19 protein-coding genes are annotated in these 16,454 nt (G+C 52.5%); 13 read left to right on the forward strand and 6 right to left on the reverse strand.

Annotation, left to right across the window (positions count from 1 at the left end; translation table 11 throughout):
• The 5 genes from METPAY_RS06170 to METPAY_RS06190 form a co-directional block, all read left to right on the forward strand.
• Positions 1–437: thiamine pyrophosphate-dependent enzyme (locus METPAY_RS06170; RefSeq protein WP_048150338.1), on the forward strand; the 437-nt coding region annotated here is incomplete at its 5' end.
• Positions 427–963, forward strand: a complete 537-nt coding sequence (locus METPAY_RS06175; RefSeq protein ID WP_048150341.1) for a 2-oxoacid:acceptor oxidoreductase family protein — start codon at positions 427–429, stop codon at positions 961–963. The genes METPAY_RS06170 and METPAY_RS06175, both read left to right, overlap by 11 nt.
• A gap of 12 nt (positions 964–975) precedes the next feature.
• Positions 976–2,085 (forward strand): succinate--CoA ligase subunit beta, encoded by a 1,110-nt coding sequence (locus METPAY_RS06180; protein ID WP_048150343.1) that lies wholly within the window; start codon positions 976–978, stop codon positions 2,083–2,085.
• 1 nt (position 2,086) lies between these two features.
• On the forward strand, positions 2,087–2,953 hold the full coding sequence (gene sucD / locus METPAY_RS06185; protein ID WP_048150345.1) for a succinate--CoA ligase subunit alpha: 867 nt from the start codon (positions 2,087–2,089) through the stop codon (positions 2,951–2,953).
• A 42-nt stretch (positions 2,954–2,995) separates the two neighbouring features.
• The gene (locus tag METPAY_RS06190; RefSeq protein WP_048150348.1) at positions 2,996–3,793 is read left to right on the forward strand and encodes a DNA integrity scanning protein DisA nucleotide-binding domain protein; all 798 of its coding nucleotides are present in this window, start codon (positions 2,996–2,998) and stop codon (positions 3,791–3,793) included.
• Between the two features lie 110 nt (positions 3,794–3,903).
• Here METPAY_RS06190 and METPAY_RS06195 read toward each other — a convergent pair whose 3' ends face one another.
• Positions 3,904–4,161: a hypothetical protein gene (locus METPAY_RS06195; protein ID WP_052418702.1), complete on the reverse strand. Its 258-nt coding sequence runs from the start codon at positions 4,159–4,161 to the stop codon at positions 3,904–3,906.
• A gap of 64 nt (positions 4,162–4,225) precedes the next feature.
• A complete protein-coding gene (locus METPAY_RS06200; protein WP_048150351.1) occupies positions 4,226–5,341 on the reverse strand; it encodes a carboxypeptidase-like regulatory domain-containing protein in 1,116 nt (371 codons plus the stop codon).
• A 564-nt stretch (positions 5,342–5,905) separates the two neighbouring features.
• Here METPAY_RS06200 and METPAY_RS06205 point away from each other — a divergent pair.
• The 5 genes from METPAY_RS06205 (at position 5,906) to hisB (ending at position 10,241) form a co-directional block, all read left to right on the forward strand.
• Entirely contained in the window at positions 5,906–6,652 is a 747-nt protein-coding gene (locus METPAY_RS06205) for a hypothetical protein (protein ID WP_048150354.1), read from the forward strand.
• Between the two features lie 182 nt (positions 6,653–6,834).
• A complete protein-coding gene (locus tag METPAY_RS06210) occupies positions 6,835–8,037 on the forward strand; it encodes a methionine adenosyltransferase (RefSeq protein ID WP_048150357.1) in 1,203 nt (400 codons plus the stop codon).
• Positions 8,038–8,056: 19 nt separating this feature from the next.
• Positions 8,057–8,941 carry an ATP phosphoribosyltransferase gene (hisG, locus tag METPAY_RS06215; RefSeq protein WP_048150359.1) on the forward strand — a complete coding sequence of 295 codons (885 nt, stop codon included), beginning with the start codon at positions 8,057–8,059 and terminating at the stop codon, positions 8,939–8,941.
• A 14-nt stretch (positions 8,942–8,955) separates the two neighbouring features.
• Entirely contained in the window at positions 8,956–9,666 is a 711-nt protein-coding gene (gene hisA, locus METPAY_RS06220; RefSeq protein ID WP_048150613.1) for a 1-(5-phosphoribosyl)-5-[(5-phosphoribosylamino)methylideneamino]imidazole-4-carboxamide isomerase, read from the forward strand.
• A complete protein-coding gene (gene hisB, locus METPAY_RS06225; protein ID WP_048150361.1) occupies positions 9,663–10,241 on the forward strand; it encodes an imidazoleglycerol-phosphate dehydratase HisB in 579 nt (192 codons plus the stop codon). The genes hisA and hisB overlap by 4 nt, the downstream gene beginning before the upstream one ends.
• A gap of 313 nt (positions 10,242–10,554) precedes the next feature.
• On the opposite strand, the gene METPAY_RS06230 is transcribed toward hisB, so the two are convergent.
• From METPAY_RS06230 to METPAY_RS06240, 3 genes are all read right to left on the reverse strand, one after another.
• Positions 10,555–10,761 (reverse strand): histone family protein, encoded by a 207-nt coding sequence (locus METPAY_RS06230; protein ID WP_013330186.1) that lies wholly within the window; start codon positions 10,759–10,761, stop codon positions 10,555–10,557.
• A gap of 179 nt (positions 10,762–10,940) precedes the next feature.
• Entirely contained in the window at positions 10,941–11,693 is a 753-nt protein-coding gene (gene mtxX / locus METPAY_RS06235) for a methanogenesis marker protein Mmp4/MtxX (protein WP_048150364.1), read from the reverse strand.
• Between the two features lie 17 nt (positions 11,694–11,710).
• Positions 11,711–12,700, reverse strand: a complete 990-nt coding sequence (locus METPAY_RS06240; RefSeq protein WP_245611544.1) for a methanogenesis marker 2 protein — start codon at positions 12,698–12,700, stop codon at positions 11,711–11,713.
• 198 nt (positions 12,701–12,898) lie between these two features.
• Between METPAY_RS06240 and METPAY_RS06245 the strand changes: the two genes are divergently transcribed.
• Positions 12,899–14,317, forward strand: coding sequence for a replication factor C large subunit (locus tag METPAY_RS06245; RefSeq protein WP_084600710.1), 1,419 nt, complete (start codon positions 12,899–12,901; stop codon positions 14,315–14,317).
• Between the two features lie 3 nt (positions 14,318–14,320).
• Here the strand turns inward: METPAY_RS06245 and METPAY_RS06250 are convergent, their stop codons facing one another.
• Positions 14,321–14,731, reverse strand: coding sequence for a UPF0146 family protein (locus METPAY_RS06250; protein WP_048150369.1), 411 nt, complete (start codon positions 14,729–14,731; stop codon positions 14,321–14,323).
• Between the two features lie 18 nt (positions 14,732–14,749).
• On the opposite strand from METPAY_RS06250, the gene METPAY_RS06255 reads away from it, so the two are divergent.
• Together METPAY_RS06255 and METPAY_RS06260 are read left to right on the forward strand one after the other, a co-directional pair.
• The gene (locus METPAY_RS06255; protein WP_048150372.1) at positions 14,750–15,292 is read left to right on the forward strand and encodes an archaemetzincin family Zn-dependent metalloprotease; all 543 of its coding nucleotides are present in this window, start codon (positions 14,750–14,752) and stop codon (positions 15,290–15,292) included.
• Between the two features lie 49 nt (positions 15,293–15,341).
• Positions 15,342–16,439, forward strand: a complete 1,098-nt coding sequence (locus METPAY_RS06260) for a hypothetical protein (RefSeq protein WP_048150374.1) — start codon at positions 15,342–15,344, stop codon at positions 16,437–16,439.
• Positions 16,440–16,454 lie beyond the last annotated feature (15 nt).

Genomic DNA, 16,454 nt, shown 5'->3' on the forward strand with positions numbered 1-16,454 from the left:
TCTATGGCATGACCGGCGGACAGGGGAGCCCGTGCACGCCGGTCGGGGCGATATCCACGACGACTCCATATGGTGCGGCCGAGCCCGTCTTCGATCTCGCAAGGCTTGCGGAGGCTGCGGGTGCGAACTATTCGGCGAGATGGACATCGTACCACGTCAAGGAGCTCACGAAGGCGATAAAAACGGGGATGGAGACTCCCGGCTTGTCGTTCATCGAGGCGATGACCCAGTGCCCTACGTCGTTCGGGCGGAGGAACAAGCTGCGGACGACGACCTCGATGCTCGAGTACCTGAGGGACAATGCCGTTCTTCTCGGAAAGGCGAAGAGGATGGAGGCCGAAGGGAAGATGCTTTCGGGCAGCCAGTTTACGGTCGGCGAGTTCGTGAAACGCTACAGGCCCGCACTTGGAGTCAGGGGTGATCGTAATGAGGAATGAAGTTCTCTTCTCCGGGTTCGGCGGTCAGGGGATTATCCTCTCCGCCGTGATCCTCGGCCGGGCGGCCGCGATATACGACAACAAGTTTGCTGTCCAGACCCAGGTCTACGGGCCGGAAGCCCGCGGAGGCGCCTCGATGAGCGCCGTAATCATCGAGGAAGAGGAGGTCTTATACCCGAAGGTGCGGAGTCCCGACATCTACGTTATAATGTCGCAGCAGGGCTTCGAGAAGTACGGTGTCAGGGCCGGTTCGGACGCGAAGATGCTGCTCGATTCCGATCTCGTCTTTTCGAGGCCGGAGTGTCCTTATGCGGAGATCCCTGCGACAGGAACCGCCAAGAAGCAGCTGGGGAAGGTAATCGTCGCGAATATTATCATGCTCGGTGCGCTGGTTACGGCGACGGAGGTCGTCAGCAGGGCGGCTATAGAGATGGCGGTGATGGACAGCGTCCCGAAGGGCACCGAGAAACTGAATATGGATGCCCTTAATGCCGGTTTCGAACTCGGAGAGAACTGCGATTTTTAACGAGGTTTAGTAATGAAGCTTTTGGAATATGAGGCCAAGGATATTTTTAAAAAATATGGAATTCCCGTAGCAAAGGGGTTTGTTGTAAAAAAAACCGATTGTGACGGGACAGGTGCCGTAATAAATACAGGGATCGAAAGATGCGAACTCGGAGAAGAGGTTGTCATCAAGGCCCAGGTGGAAGTCGGCGGAAGGGGCAAGGCCGGCGGGGTCGTGATCTGTCCTTCGGGTGATGCACCGGAAAAGTCCGCCGCGATGTTTGCAAAGGAGATCAAAGGCGTTCCCGTCGAGACAATTCTCGTCGAGGAGAAACTCCCGATAACGGGCGAATATTACGTGAGCATCACGCTCGACCGGTCCAAAAAGGCGCCGGTGATCCTCTTCTCGGCCGAGGGGGGGGTGGAGATCGAGGAGACGGCGAAGAACAACCCCGGTGCTCTGCACAGGGTCAGGGTCTCGCCCATGCTCGACGATATCCCGGACTTCATGATGAGGGAGCTTTTGAGAGGAGCCCCTAAGGAGCTTGCTCCTGTAATAAAGTCGCTTTACCGTGTCTTCTGCAAAAGCGATGCGATCTTGGCCGAAATAAATCCGCTTGTCACAACAGAAAGGGGAGTCTATGCGGCCGACGCGAAGATCATCGTCGACGATAACGCCCTCGGCCGGCAGGGAATTTCCGTGAACCGCGACCTGACGGAACGCGAAAGGCTGGCGGAGGATCTTGGCTTTTCATACGTCGAGCTTGACGGAAACATCGGTGTTATCGGAAATGGTGCGGGTCTGACGATGTCCACCCTCGATATGATAGAATACTTCGGCGGAAAGGCTGCAAACTTCCTCGATGTCGGCGGTGGTGCGGACCGGAAGAGGGTGTGCAGCGCAGTGAAGCTGGTTTCGGGAATGGACGGAGTGAAGGTCATAGTCGTCAACCTCCTCGGCGGAATTACGAGATGCGACGAGGTCGCCGCCGGAATTGTGGAGGCGGGAGTACCGCAGCAGGTCGTCGTCCGTCTTGCCGGGACGAACGAGGCCGAGGGCAAAAAGATCCTCTCGGAGAAGGGATACAGGATGCTCGGGTCGATGGAAGAGGTTGTTAAGTTCGCGGTAGAGGAGGCCGACTGAGATGATATACGGGGATAAAAATACGGGCGTAATCGTTCAGGGTGCGACCGGGAGGCAGGGAGCTTTCCATATCGACCTCATGAATGAATACGCTGAATCGGTCGGCGGAAAAGGAGTCGTTGCCGGGGTCACGCCGGGCAAAGGCGGGCAGGAGGTCCACGGGGTTCCGGTCTATAACTCTGTAAGGGAAGCCCTCCTCGAACACGACGCATCGGTGAGCGTCCTCTTCGTTCCCGGTTTTGCTGCAGGGGATTCAATCATGGAGGCGGCATACAACGGCCTCGATCTTGTCGTTGCGATAACCGAGCACATACCTGTTCATGACACTATAAAGGCGATCTCATACGCAGAAATCGAAGGGTGCAGCGTCATCGGCCCCAACTGTCCCGGGACGATGTCTCCCGGCGAGCTTAAACTCGGGATCATGCCGGCACAGCTCGCAATGAGGGGGAACGTCGGCGTCATATCAAGGAGCGGAACCCTGACATACGAGGTAGTTAACGAACTCAGCCGTGCAGGAATCGGGCAGAGTACGATCGTCGGGATCGGTGGCGACCCGGTAATCGGCGAGACTTTCGTGGACGTTATCGAGAGGTTCGATAAGGACCCGGAGACTAAGGCAGTAGTCCTTATCGGCGAAGTCGGCGGAAATCTCGAAGAGGAGGGAGCGTCGTATTCGAACCTTCCTCTCGTGACATATATCGCGGGCATCTCCGCTCCGCCGGAGAAAAGGATGGGCCATGCCGGCGCGATCGTAGCCGGAGGCGAGGGCGATGCAAGGTCGAAGATCAGCCGCCTCGAATCTATGGGCATAACCGTGGCAAAAAAGCCTTCCGACATCCCGGTTCTCATCAGGGAACTTTTATAATTATAAAAAATTTTATTAGGTATCAGCCGGGATGATAGATTAGTGAATAATGAACTTCTTATGATGCAGATCGCGGCTGATCTTGCCGCAAAGACAGGTGCGAAGGCGATCGTCTCCTTCCTCTCTCCACTGGAGTTTGAATCTGCTATCCCGGTAATCTGGGTCGAGGATCTCCAGCTCGATGTCTTAAAGGACCTGACCATGCACGATATCCTCGAGGTATCCGAGAAGCATCTCAATGATGCCGCTGTCCAGATCTACCTCGCAAAAGAGTTCGAGGAAGGGATCGTCGTTGGTGTTTTCCCCCACGCACTGATAACGTTCGATATCAAGGACGGCAGTTCGTTCATCAACGTCAGGAGTTTCGAGGATATCATCCCGAGGGACGTGATGTCGGCCGTACTGAAGGTGGCCCTCGAGATCTCCAGACAGGGAAGGGAGGGGCGTAAAATCGGAACCGCGTTTATCATCGGCGATGAGAACAAGATCTACACCCACTCGTACCAGGCCATAATCAATCCTTACAAGGGGCAGAAATCCGAGGACTGCAACATCAAGAACGAGCACAACTGGGAGAGCATAAAGGAGTTCTCCCAGCTCGACGGCGTATTTATCGTAAATACCGAAGGGCAGATCGTCTCCGCGGGAAGATACCTTAATATCAATACGGGGACGGTCAAACTCCCGGGCGGAATGGGTGGAAGACATCTTGCAGCGGCAGCGATAACGATGGACCTTCCCGTGGTCGGGGTGACTGTTTCGGAGTCGGGCGGGATCGTGAGGGTCTTCCGCGACGGCTCCTGCGTCCTGACGATCAGGTCGGATATCAGTATCCGGTGAAGATACCGAAGAGACCTGAAACCAGCGACAGGTAAATATCTGCCGGGTAAAATAAGCGGGTGTGAAGACCGGCGACTGATTCTCCCGTAATATCTCCTTTTTTTCAATTTTTATTTTTTGCTCTCATCTGCCGAAAAGGCGTGACTGATGATATTAGTGATGGTCGGGTCTGCCAGGTGCTCCTTTCTCCTGTACTTTACCAGGACCATGAAATGCAGTGCAGCGGGAGCCAGTGCAATCCAGAATGTGAGCGACAAAGGCACTGGGAGCGGGAGCGCCATTATTGCACCGCCAATAACGAGAAATGAAACGATATATACTACAAATGCCCGCATCAACTCCTCTTTGATTATAAAATCGATCTTCATGAATCCCTTCCTGCATCCCGGAACTAATAATAAAAATAAATTGTCGGTTCTAATATATAACGGATCAGCGGGTCTTCACGGCCCTTCTCCTCGCGGGCATCAATATCAAAAGACAGACCGCAAAAGCGATCCCGGCGATTCCCGCGATAAAACCGAATCCGGGCGACTCTTTCTCCTCCGGCGTCATGACGATATCGAATTCAACTTTTGCGTCATCAAAGCCCTCCAGGCTTTTGTACTGCCGGAAGCCCTCTTTTTCGGCAGTGATGTTGAGCTTCGGGCCGTAGACATATTCTATCCTGTAACTGCCGTTGGCATCGGTCATGGCGGTCGAACCGATAAATACGCCTTTGGAGATTAAAGCCGAAGAATTCGCACTGACCAGGCAGCCCTCCACCGGTTCGCCGTCAGGGTCCGTGACCAGCCCGTGCAGCGTATAAATTGGTGCGGGCGGCGGCCCCGTGATTATTGTGAACATAGTGGTTTCTGATGCCGTGTTTCCTTTTTCGTCGGTGACTGTTACGGAAATCGAATTTTCCCCGCCGCCCTCCACGTGGACGGAGTCTTCGATATGGGAGGAGGGATCGGATTCGACTGTCTCCCATCCGCTGTCGAGGGTTACGTTTGCAATCGCGTACTTCGAGGAGATATCGGCGATGACCCTGACCTCGTGCGGAACGACGTCGCTGTGGAACCTGCTTCCGTTTTCCGGCCAGGTGATGGCGATCGATATGGGCCGGTCGTCTGTAAGAACAAAATGAAATACCTGGTTGCAGAACGGCCCGATGATAAGAGAATATTTCCCGGCAACCGCTCCGGACTGCAATCCGGTGTCGGTCTCGAATTTTGTCGTATCTATCTCCGCCGACCACGAATTAATTCCCTCTTCTCCTGCGACGACCGTTGTTGAGCCGGTGTATGACGGCGGTCGAAGTCCGGGGCTTCCCGGCCCGAGATCCGAGACCTGTATCATATAACCGATCTCCTGGCCGGCCGGGAGGTTGGTCGTCCCGGAAATTGTAAAATTCGCACCGAAAGGCTGTGCTCCTACGGGATTCACATTATACCAGTATGATCCTTCACTGCACCCTGCCGGTTCGTCCGGGGTGTAGGCATTTCCCGAAACTACAAGAGCCGTGATAATTATGATGATTATTAACGGCTTTTCCCGGAGTTTCATCTTCTGCGATCTCCGGTTGAGAGTGTATTCATATTTTGGCCTTCAATTGAGAATGTACGATCAACTACTTAATACCGGTTTTCACCACTCTCCCGGATTCTCCCCGCCGCTGTTCTCAAACTGTGTGCAAACATTTATCGTCGGTGGTGCCGACAGAGAATATGTCGGTTGTATAGTCGGCAGATGAAATGACCGGGTCGTAGGTTTTGTGTGAAACTTCGGGCCTGTGGTTCCGGTCGTTTACCGTTTGATTGGATTTTTTTAAAAGGGTCCGGCCGGAGGAGAACTTCACCTGTCTTCTCCGTCCGGGAAAATGCGATTGTCTTTTAACAGCGGTGCCGAAATATAAATTTCAGCTATGCGAAACCCCCCGGCCCTTTTGAAATTGTATATTGTTAACGGGTATTTTCCGGTTTTGATCGATAATCCGGCCGGGCATAAAGGCCGGTTCCGGAAAGATAATTTTGCCGGATATAAAACAAACTATCCGTAATACTGAAAGATCATATTGATATGCGTAAAGAGAGCTTTAATTTTATGAGGTTTTCCTGTGGTCCCATACTTTTGCTGATCGTTCTTTTCATAGCCGTGGTTGTATCGGCGCCGGTATCCGCACAGACATACCAGAACATTGAGATGACCGTAGATACCGGTGGTTCGTCTCTCGGGGAGATCGTATCGGTTACGACTGTGCCCGAGATTGGATCGTATTCGGTTACGATCACCCGCGGAACAGAGGTCTTTCCCGTCTCCGCAGGGGATTCGATCGAAGACGGGGATATCCTGGTATTGCAGAGGGGTGCATATGCCGATGTCTCGCTCTCCGACAGGCCCTCATCGCAGATGTTCGGGGGCGGGACCGACGGCCTTGCTGTTTTGTTCAAAAAATCCGGCTCTTCGTCGGATAGCGTGGACGAACAGGTGAAGACCGTGTACCTTCCTGCGGACACCGGCCACGAGGCGGGCAGGGTCGATTCAGTCGGCGGAAGCTGTTACATCCAGAGGGGCGACCGTATCCTTCCCGCGACCGTAGGCGAGATAATACTTGTCGGCGACCGGATATCGTGCGACGAGGGCTCGCAGGTTACGATCGAATTCTCCAGTCTCGGTTCCGCCAGGACGTTTTCATCCGGTCCGGTATGGGCGATAGAGAGGGAAAACAGTGAGACGGAGCCGGCCGGTGCGATAATGTCGCTATTTGATGAGATCGGGAAGAAGGCATCGGAGATCTGGGAAACGGTCACAGGATTCCTTAGCGGCGGGAAGTTCGATACCGCGGAACCGGATGAAGGGGTAGGAGTGAGAGGCTGACTTCTGTGAATTTTTTACTCTAAAAAAAATATTTTGATTACAGGATCGTGTATCACCATTGTGCCTAATCACGTTGCTTATGTAATTATTTTCCGGATTATTATTGACAGTAATATTCAATAAGCAAATTATATTGTATTACTGAATTAAAGTAATATAGAATTGTCTTTTGGGAGAAAGCTATGCAGAGAAATATCTCAGTTGAGAAACTAACTCAGACACCAATTGAAAAGCAGCAGATAGAGATCGCCGAGAGAAAGTGCATCGGCCACCCCGACAGTCTTGCAGACGGAATCGCGGAGGCGGTATCGAGAGCCCTTTCGAAAACATATCTTGAAGAGTGCGATGCGGTCCTTCACCACAACACGGACCAGGGCGAAGTTGTCGCAGGCGAGTCGATACCGAAATTCGGCGGCGGAAAGGTTACAAGGCCCATATACATCCTACTTACCGGCCGTGCGACGAAGGACTTCCAGGGAAAGACTATTCCTACCGACGCCATTGCAGTCGAGGCAGCCCGCAGCTATCTCAGCGAGACGCTCCAGTTCCTCAATATGGAAAGAGACGTAATCGTCGACTGCAGGATGGGAGTCGGTTCGTCCGATCTCCGCGACGTCTTCAAGGCATGCGGCGACAACCCCGTCCCCCACGCAAACGATACGTCGTTCGGTATCGGCCATGCACCCTTCAGCGATCTTGAAAACATCATCCTGACGGTTAGCGAACACATCGACAACAATGTCAGGCCCAAAAAGCCGGTAATCGGAACGGATGTCAAGATTATGGGACTCAGGCAGAACAACGAGATCAACCTGACACTCTGTGTCCCGATGATCGATCAGTTCTGCAGTTCAATGGACGACTATGTCGACGCGGTCGGCTTCATAGGCGAAGAAGTAAAGAAGGTCGCATCCGGATGCACGGACAGGAAAGTCAATGTCTGGATAAACACCGGCGACCGTGTAGACAAGGGAAGCATCTTCCTCACCGTGACCGGAACCTCGGCGGAGATGGGCGACGACGGATCTGTCGGCCGCGGCAACCGCTGCAATGGTCTGATCACCCCGCAGAGACCGATGAGCATGGAGGCAACGAGCGGAAAGAACCCGATAAACCACATAGGAAAGATCTACAACCTCCTCTCGACGGAGATCGCAACACAGTGCGTGAACGAGATCGACGGAATCGACGATCTCTACGTCCGCCTTCTCTCGCAGATTGGAAAACCCATCGACCAGCCGTTCGTTGCAAGTGCGCAGTATATAGCTGAAGAAGAGTGCAACGCCTCCGTCGGGCAGGATATCAATTCGATAATCGACGAGAGACTGGCCGATATAAGGTCAATCACCGAGAGGGTAATCCGCGGTGAATTAAAGACTTTCTAATACAACTATTTTTATAAGAATGAATTCCGATGCAAAACCAGGGGATGTAATACGTCTCGCCATCCCCAATAAAGGCAGAATTGCCGATCCGATTATCGAAACCGTCGAGAAGAGCGGGCTCAAAATCAAAAACAGCGTCCAGAGAAAGCTGATCTCAAAGACCTCCGACCCGGAGATCGAGGTGCTGTTCGCACGCCCTATCGATATTCCGGAGTTCGTGGCGGACGGGGCGGCGGATCTCGGGATCACGGGAAAGGACATGATCATGGAGAGGGGATCCGATGTTGAAGAGCTCCTCGATCTCCAGAGCGGAAACGCGAACCTTGTACTGGCGGTCCCGGCGGATTCGGGTATAACCGATCCGAAGCAGCTCGACGGCCTCCGTGTCGCGACCGAATTTTCGGGGATCTCGGCGAAGTACTTCAAAGATCTCGGCATAGATGTCACACTCGTTCCCGTCGGGGGCGCCTGCGAGGCCGCACCATATCTCGGGATCGCCGACGCGATAATCGATCTCACCAGTTCGGGTGTCACTCTCGCCACGAACAACCTGAAGGTTGTTGCCGAGATTCTCAAATCGACGACGGTTCTAATCGCCAACAGGAATGCAAAGGCAAGGTACCCCGAGAAGATCGCTGAGCTATGCCTCGCACTTGAGAGTGTAATCCGGGCACGGGGCCAGTGCTACCTCATGATGAATGTCATGCGTCAGTCGCTCGAAGAGGTGAAGAAGGAGCTTCCCGGACTTTCGGGCCCGACGGTGATGGACGTTTCGTCGGATGACAACCTTGTCGCTGTTCATGCGGTCGTAAAGGAGGATCATCTCTATTCGCTCGTCGGAAAGCTGAAGAAGGCGGGCGCAAGGGATATCCTCGTGGTCCCGATCGAGCGGATGATCCGTTGATCCTGGAGGCAGAGATGAAGGTCTTTCCTGCTGTGGATATACTCGGCGGCAGGTGCGTGCAGCTCGTCCAAGGGAAGAGGGAGTGCCGGACAGAGTACGGGGCACCGCTCGACTGTGCGATCCGCTGGATAGACGAGGGTGCGTACTGCCTCCACATAATCAATCTTGACGGGGCGTTCGGGAGTGCCGGAAGCAACGCGGAGCTGATCCGGGAGCTTGTGCGTGAGACCGGTGTATACGTTCAGCTCGGAGGAGGCATCAGGAGCGTCGAGGACGCCTCCGGGTGGCTTGAAACCGGTGTAGATAGGGTGATCCTCGGTACACTCGCGACAGAGCATCCTGAGGCCGTTACTGAGGTCTCCGATCTCTTCGGGAAGGAGAGGGTCGTTGCAGGCGTCGATGCACGCGGTGGTCAGGTCGTCGTGAAGGGCTGGGAAAATCCGGCCGGAGATTATATCAAGTGGGCGAAGAGGTTCGAGGAAGCGGGAGCGGGAGCCCTTCTCTTCACCAACGTCGATGTCGAGGGACTCCAGAAGGGAATCGATCCTGCTCCTGTCGAAAGACTCGTGAAGGCTACCTCCCTTCCCGTTGTAGTCGCCGGCGGCATCTCCTCGCCGGAAGACGTAGTAAAGATAAAGAAGATTGGAGCAGATGGAATAGTACTGGGTTCTGCACTTTACAGCGGCAGGATCAGCCTCGGGGCGGCCCTGGAGGTTTCCAAATGAGATGCTTTGAAAGATCGAGGAAGACGAAAGAGACGGATATTTTTGTATGGATTGATCTTGACGGAAAAGGGATAGTTAAGGCGGAGACCGGAATCCCGTTCCTCGATCACATGTTCGACGCGTTCGGAAGGCACGGGATGTTCGATCTGACGATAAGGGCGAAGGGAGACCTCGATGTCGACTGCCACCACACCATCGAGGATATCGGGATCGTCTTAGGCCAGGCAATCGCCGGTGCGATCGGCGACGGGAAAGGGATCACGAGGTTCTCTCACACGGCTGTTCCGATGGACGAATCGATCGCGTACGTGACCCTCGACTGCGGCGGACGGGCGTACCTTGTGATGAACGGCTCGCTCGGCGAGTATCCGGTGTCTGGAATTCCGGGAGACCTGCTGGAGCATTTCTTCTACAGTCTCTGCTCGAATGCGGATCTCACCGCCCACATAACATTCGAGGGCAAAAATGCGCATCACAAGTGCGAGGCAGTCTTCAAGGCCTTCGGTGTCGCCCTTAAAGCGGCTACGAGAGTGGACCCGGAGAAAGGAATACCGAGTACAAAAGGACAACTCTGATCTTTTTTTTATTAATCTTTTTTAACAGCCGTTGATTTGTCGTACATCATCAGCATATTTTGGCAACCCCTCGCCGCGAGCCGCTTTGCCGGCCCGCGGATCGGCCCCGACCTCGGGGCCTCCCTGTGGCGATAAACCGTTCAGGGGACAGGCGAGTGCCCCCTGAACGGAAATATGTGACAAGGTTATGAAAAAATACTGAGCAAATTTCTCCGTAAGAATTCTATGTCTTACTCAAGGGTCGATAGACGTGAAAAGTCCGGATATGAAAACAAAATACTAAAATAGCTGATTAATTCAAAAGAAAAAAGATTCAGGCGTTGACTGCCATGTCAACATCTTCTTTCTTGATCGTCTTGCGGCCTGCATGCTGGGCGTACTTTGATGCCTCTTTTGTGAGGTTTGCAATGTATGCCTCTGCTGCGTCAACGATTGCCTGTGCGGCATCGCTGCCTACTCTCTCTGCTCCATTCTTCTTTGCAATTCTTACAACTGCTGCAATTGGTAGATCATTCGCCATTTCAATTCCACCTCATTTGAAAAGTATATCGGGGAACATAAATACTTTTTGGGAATTTAGAGGGTTTTGAGGAATATAAACAAATAATTACTGCATTTTTTGATTTTTATGCAAAAATAAAAGAAAAATTATTAAAAGTCTTAAAAACCTCATAATCGTACTGAATCTCAAAAAGAATCCTAAAATATCTTCTGTTTGTAATCGGCCAATGCTGAAGCCAGAAAAACGGCATTTGAATAATCAGAGGAGGCGCGCGAAGTATCCACAAATATCCTGTCGAGATTTGCCACCGGAGCACCGTGTGCCCGCCCTCCTCCGAGGAGTGCGAGAGTCCTAAAGACAAGGTTGCCGGATATGCCGTCCGGGGCGATTATTATCCCGTGATCCCTGACTGCGTCCTCGATCAGGATCTCCATGTGATCGGAACTTGTTTCTGCCGCAACGGCCTCGGCATCCTCGATGGTTTTGTCGACGACAGGGTGCCTTCCGATGTCCCCCAGACGCCCTCCGGAGAGTATTGCGGTCTTTTCATTCATCCCGAGTGCGGACGCGATCTCCCTTGCGTAGCCTACGAACTCTACTTTCTCTTCCCTTGTCCAGCCTTCGTCGACTCCGACCGGTGCGAGGAGGAACTTTGTCCCCGACTGCGTCTCGAGGAGTGCGATCCGTTTCAGGGATTTAACATTTCCATATCCTTTCAGGAGCTTCATTACGGCGTTGGCCGGAAGCGTCCCTCTCACGGCGGCATCGATCCGTCCCTCGTACAACGCTTTGATGAGCTCCTCTTCGGCATTATCGCTGACTACTATATCGTACGGCGTGCCCGGAATATTTGTCTTCGAAAAAATGGTGATCCTGTTGCTCTTGGATGCGGAAGTGAGAGATCCTGTCACTCTCTCTGCATTTTTGTCTATACCGATGCCGATATGCATCACTGATTCCTCCTTAATCAGATGAAGAGGTGCATGATCCCTTCTTCACCGAGATCGAACACCTCGCTTTCCATATCGCCGTATTTTATGGTGAGGAGGTTTGTGCTATTTATCTCGCCGATATCTGCGGCCGTGATGCCTACTTCAGAGAATAGCCTGATAATCTCTGCTACATTCTTTTCCTCAGCCGTGAGGATGAAGCCCATTCCGGGGTACATCCGCACCCAGTGGTAGAAATCGATGCCTGCCTTTGCGAGGTCCGGTCTCGGGATCTTTGAAAGGCTTATGGACGCTCCTTTTTTGCTTGTCTCAAGGAGCATCCCGAGAGTGCCTATTACACCGGGGTTGCTGATGTCCTTTCCTGCGGTAACGAGACGGCGTTCGCCCAGGGTCTTCATCATCCTGATCTGGCTGCGAAGAGTTTCGGTGTCGCGGAGTGTTGCAGTGTCCCAGTTCAGGGCGCAGGAAGGATGGACCCGGCCGTCGAGATCGAATGCCGCGATTATCCTGTCTCCCTCCTTTGCCGTATGGGAGAAGATCGCCTCGTCGGGTTTTACTGTTCCAAGTATCGCAACGTCAACGGCAGAAAACTGTGAGTCGGGGTGGAGGTGTCCTCCGACTACCGGGACGCCGAACTTTCTGGAGGCGTCGGCCATTCCCCGGAGAACGTCATGGCAGATTTTTTCGTCCTGGACTGAGAGGATGTCGACCATCGCAAGAGGTGTCCCTCCCATCGCCGCAATGTCGTGCACGTTAACAAGAACCGAGCAGAACCCGGCCCAATAAGGATCGGCTTCCATCAGCATACTCCAGATCCCGTCCGCAGCAAGAAGAAGGCCTTCTTCGTTATTTTTTATTAAGGCGGCATCTTCCCCGAAGGACACGATAACATTGTCTGATTCTATTCGCAGAGACTGGATAATCTCTCCGATCGCACGTTTCCTCGTGACTCCTGCATATTCGCGCACTACTTGTGCTATCTGCTCAGTGGAACATTTTTTCTCCACTCTTAACACCAACTTATCTAATTATTCGGTCTTTCTATACTATTACATTGTTGTTATTGAACGGTTTATCCGTTGGTAACTGCTGGATAACCATTCAGTTCTTTTATGAAAATCGCGTTGCGATTTACATCGAACAGTCCGTGAAACATATGTTTCATAAACGTTTTCATGAAACCATGCTAATATTATGTGAGTTGCATGCTGGACTGGGTTGAGAAGTACAGGCCGAAGAGTCTCGGGGATATAGTCGGCAACAATGCCGCAGTCAGGCAGCTGGCCGAATGGGCGGCAAACTGGAAGATCGGGGACGAACCTGTCTTAATATATGGAAAACCCGGTATAGGCAAGACCTCTGCGGTTTATGCACTTGCGGCCGATATGAACTGGGAGGTCGTCGAACTGAACGCGAGCGACGACCGGACTAAATCCGTCATCGATAAGATCGCCGGCACGACTGCTACCACGATGAGCCTCACCGGGGCGTCGAGAAAACTTATCGTATTTGACGAGGCCGACAACCTGCACGGGAACGCCGACAGGGGCGGGGCCAGGGCGATTCTCGATACGATAAAAAATTCCTGCCAGCCGATCGCCCTTATTGCAAACGATATATACGGTGTTGCAAAGGAGCTCAAATCCGTCTGCATCCAGGTGCAGTTCAGGTCGCTCCAGGCGAGATCGATCGTTCCCCGGCTGAAATATATCTGCTCGTCCGAGGGGATAAAATGCGAAGAGAGTGCTCTGCTTGATATCGCCGATGAGTCATCCGGCGACCTGAGATCGGCGATAAATATGCTTCATGCGGCTTCGGCTGGTGCGGACGTGAGCGAGAATGAGGTTGCAACCTCCTCAAAGGACGAGAGATCCACGATATTCGATCTTGTCGGCGCCGCATTTAAAGGAAAGGACGATAAGAGGCTCATGTCCATCTCGTACGAGATTCCCGACACCCCGGAGACAACCGAGCAGTGGATCGAGGACAACCTTCCGTCGATTAAAGATCCAGCCGATATGGCGCTTGCGTACAGGTATATTTCGAAAGCCGATGAATTCCTCGGGGATACCTACAGGAGACAGTATTACACCCTTTGGAGATACGCCGGAGCCATGATGCTTATCGGAACCGCGGTATCGGCCGGGGGTGCAGGAGTCTCCGGCAGGATAATGCCTCCGTCAAGATGGGGGAGGCTGTTCAGGGCGAAGAAGCAAAAGGGCCTCAGGGATTCTCTCTTCAGGAATCTGTCGGAGACCTACCATATGCCCGAGGACACCCTGCGGGACGATATGCTGATACCGCTCTCCATCATCGCAGACGAATCGCCCCATGAATTCGCAAGGCAGAATAATCTCGATAAGGACGAGCTCGACTTCTTCCTGCATGACAAGGCGAGATCGGATGCAGTAATAAAGGATATTCAAAAAGCGGAAAAAGAAAAAGCAAAGGCGGAGAAGAAGAAAAAAATCTCTGCCAAAAAAACTGTTCCCGAAGATCCACCTGCTCTTCCGGAAGAGAAGATCAACAATGATCCGGCCGTTGAACCGGTGGCGAATGCGGCGGAAGCACCCCCGGAGAAGAAGGAAGATTCATCTCAGTCGACACTCTTCGACGGTTTCTGACTTTCAATTTTTATAATTTTCTCTTCTGTAATATCTGTGCAGGATAACGCCGCAGTCTATTATCTCGCCGCCGTTTTCATATATCTCATTTCCCAGGTGGTATACGATCAGGTCGGCCCCGGCTGCCTTTGCGGTCTTAATGAGATCCGGGACCATCTCTACACCGGGCCGGACGGAATAGATGAGTCCCCTGCCCGAATATATGGAGAGATCAGGCGACGTGATATCGTCCCGGGTGAAAATGACAGGGCATTCGGGACATTCCCTGATATCGGTTGCGCATAGATCGACCCCCCTTTCGGCCAGGATTTCGGCTGTTGTGGTATTCCTGCCGATGCCCACTTCGACTGCGGATTTGTAATGTCCGGCCAGGTATTCCGCGATTCGTTCTTCAATACTCTTATAATCGACCATTGTCAAAATATAATCTGAATGGGGATTCTTATTTTTTGGGATGAAGATGTCCCTGAAGGCCTCCAGCAGCCGTTCGTCCGGATGGTCTCTCATACTCTCGATATGCCCGCGTCAGCCCAGCCCAACGGCATGATGCTCAGGGGTTTTGATCGTTCAAGGAATCAGAACGATGCAAGCAGGATACTCGGGGATATGCAGGATATATACACCCGGCGGGCGGGATGCGAAGAGGCTGTTTTGCTTGTTACGGGAAAAGACCTCTATATCAGGGGGCGGGACTTTGTCTTCGGTCTTGCACGGCCGGGAGTTAAGGTTTCCGTCGTCTCGACGGCGAGACTCGACAACCGCTGGTACGGGAGGCAGCCGAGCGATGAAGACCTCATGGACAGGCTGGTTAAGGAGGGGTGCCACGAGCTGTGCCACTGTATGGGACTCGATCACTGCGAAAACCCCGAGTGCATAATGTACTACCCGCAGACTCTCGATGAACTTGACCGGAAAAAGAAGACGCTGTGCCCTGAATGCAGGCAGTACCTGAATCTCTACAGGTTTTCCGATTAAAGCATATAAAGAAACGGTATTATTGTAAAAGATTAAATACTGATTAATAATGGATCCGCGGACCCTCGATATTGCTGCATTCATCGCTGCCCTTTGTATTGTTGCGGCTATTGCATTTATGGTCAATTCCACTGCCGGAGAGGATGAAAAGGTCGGTGTCAACGTTTCCGTTCCGGATGCAACTGCTGATTCATCTTTAGCGGACAATGCTTCCGGCGGCCTGACCCTGCAGTACGGGCTTCCGTCATATCTCACGAAGGCCGAGAGGAACTGGCTGATCTCAAGGCAGGTCTCGCAGGGTATGGACTATTATCTTCCGACGACAAGGGATTATGCGGTCCGGTACATTCCATCCGATCATGCAGGCACTTTTACTATTGAGCAGGCGTGTGATATCCGGGATGGTTCGGTTGCCGACTGGACATATTCGGGAGAAGACGGAGGGCTCCTGGATATATCATCCGCAAGCCGGAGCATCAACACCGGCCTTACCGGAGATGAAGCCGATTTTGCAGTTTTTCTTGCATCGATGTTCAAGGGGGCAGGCGGAGAAGCCAGGGTAAAGAGCGGTGTAGATCCTGAATCCGGCGAATATGCAGTTACCGAACTATATCTCGGCAACAGCGAAGATTACAATACGAAGATAATCAGCCCGGAAAAATACGAGGCATTCAAATCTAATTATTCGGCAATATTCGAAAAGGACCCAAGCGGCCTGACGATATTCAAATACAGGTATGGGACACTGTGCAGCGGCGATACCTGCTACAGTTACATGGATCCGTTTATGGAGATCATGAACGAACCTGAGAAGTACGGGGAGATATGCTACAACTATCCGAAGCTTATCAATTACCTGCTCCTGTTTCCTGATACGAATGCGATAGATTTCCAGGCGCTTTATATACAGGTTAGATACGGGGGTTATGATGACAAATATAAGGAGACCAGGGATATAAGGAACCTGAATTACGATTATTACGTCGAGGAGAACGGCGAGGTTACATACTGGCTTCCTATGGAGCTTTCCGGGAAATATCCCGGTGATACCGGATACAGCGACGCCGGTTCGGCGATGGTATATTATTCCGACGGTTCGTATAAATCGGTAAGAGTTAATGAAAAGGTTGCACCGGTAATCGGGTAATTGCAGGTGAAGACG

This window comes from Methanolacinia paynteri, from assembly GCF_000784355.1.
In the GTDB taxonomy this organism is placed as follows: Archaea; Halobacteriota; Methanomicrobia; order Methanomicrobiales; family Methanomicrobiaceae; genus Methanolacinia; species Methanolacinia paynteri.

Coding starts and splice junctions, on each gene's coding strand:
- METPAY_RS06175 (WP_048150341.1), top strand. CDS start 427: ATGAGGAATGAAGTTCTCTTCTCCGGGTTCGGCGGTCAGGGGATTATC.
- METPAY_RS06180 (WP_048150343.1), top strand. CDS start 976: ATGAAGCTTTTGGAATATGAGGCCAAGGATATTTTTAAAAAATATGGA.
- sucD (WP_048150345.1), top strand. CDS start 2,087: ATGATATACGGGGATAAAAATACGGGCGTAATCGTTCAGGGTGCGACC.
- METPAY_RS06195 (WP_052418702.1), bottom strand. CDS start 4,161: ATGAAGATCGATTTTATAATCAAAGAGGAGTTGATGCGGGCATTTGTA.
- METPAY_RS06200 (WP_048150351.1), bottom strand. CDS start 5,341: ATGAAACTCCGGGAAAAGCCGTTAATAATCATCATAATTATCACGGCT.
- METPAY_RS06210 (WP_048150357.1), top strand. CDS start 6,835: ATGCAGAGAAATATCTCAGTTGAGAAACTAACTCAGACACCAATTGAA.
- hisG (WP_048150359.1), top strand. CDS start 8,057: ATGAATTCCGATGCAAAACCAGGGGATGTAATACGTCTCGCCATCCCC.
- hisA (WP_048150613.1), top strand. CDS start 8,956: ATGAAGGTCTTTCCTGCTGTGGATATACTCGGCGGCAGGTGCGTGCAG.
- hisB (WP_048150361.1), top strand. CDS start 9,663: ATGAGATGCTTTGAAAGATCGAGGAAGACGAAAGAGACGGATATTTTT.
- METPAY_RS06230 (WP_013330186.1), bottom strand. CDS start 10,761: ATGGCGAATGATCTACCAATTGCAGCAGTTGTAAGAATTGCAAAGAAG.
- mtxX (WP_048150364.1), bottom strand. CDS start 11,693: ATGCATATCGGCATCGGTATAGACAAAAATGCAGAGAGAGTGACAGGA.
- METPAY_RS06245 (WP_084600710.1), top strand. CDS start 12,899: ATGCTGGACTGGGTTGAGAAGTACAGGCCGAAGAGTCTCGGGGATATA.
- METPAY_RS06250 (WP_048150369.1), bottom strand. CDS start 14,731: ATGGTCGATTATAAGAGTATTGAAGAACGAATCGCGGAATACCTGGCC.
- METPAY_RS06255 (WP_048150372.1), top strand. CDS start 14,750: ATGGGGATTCTTATTTTTTGGGATGAAGATGTCCCTGAAGGCCTCCAG.
- METPAY_RS06260 (WP_048150374.1), top strand. CDS start 15,342: ATGGATCCGCGGACCCTCGATATTGCTGCATTCATCGCTGCCCTTTGT.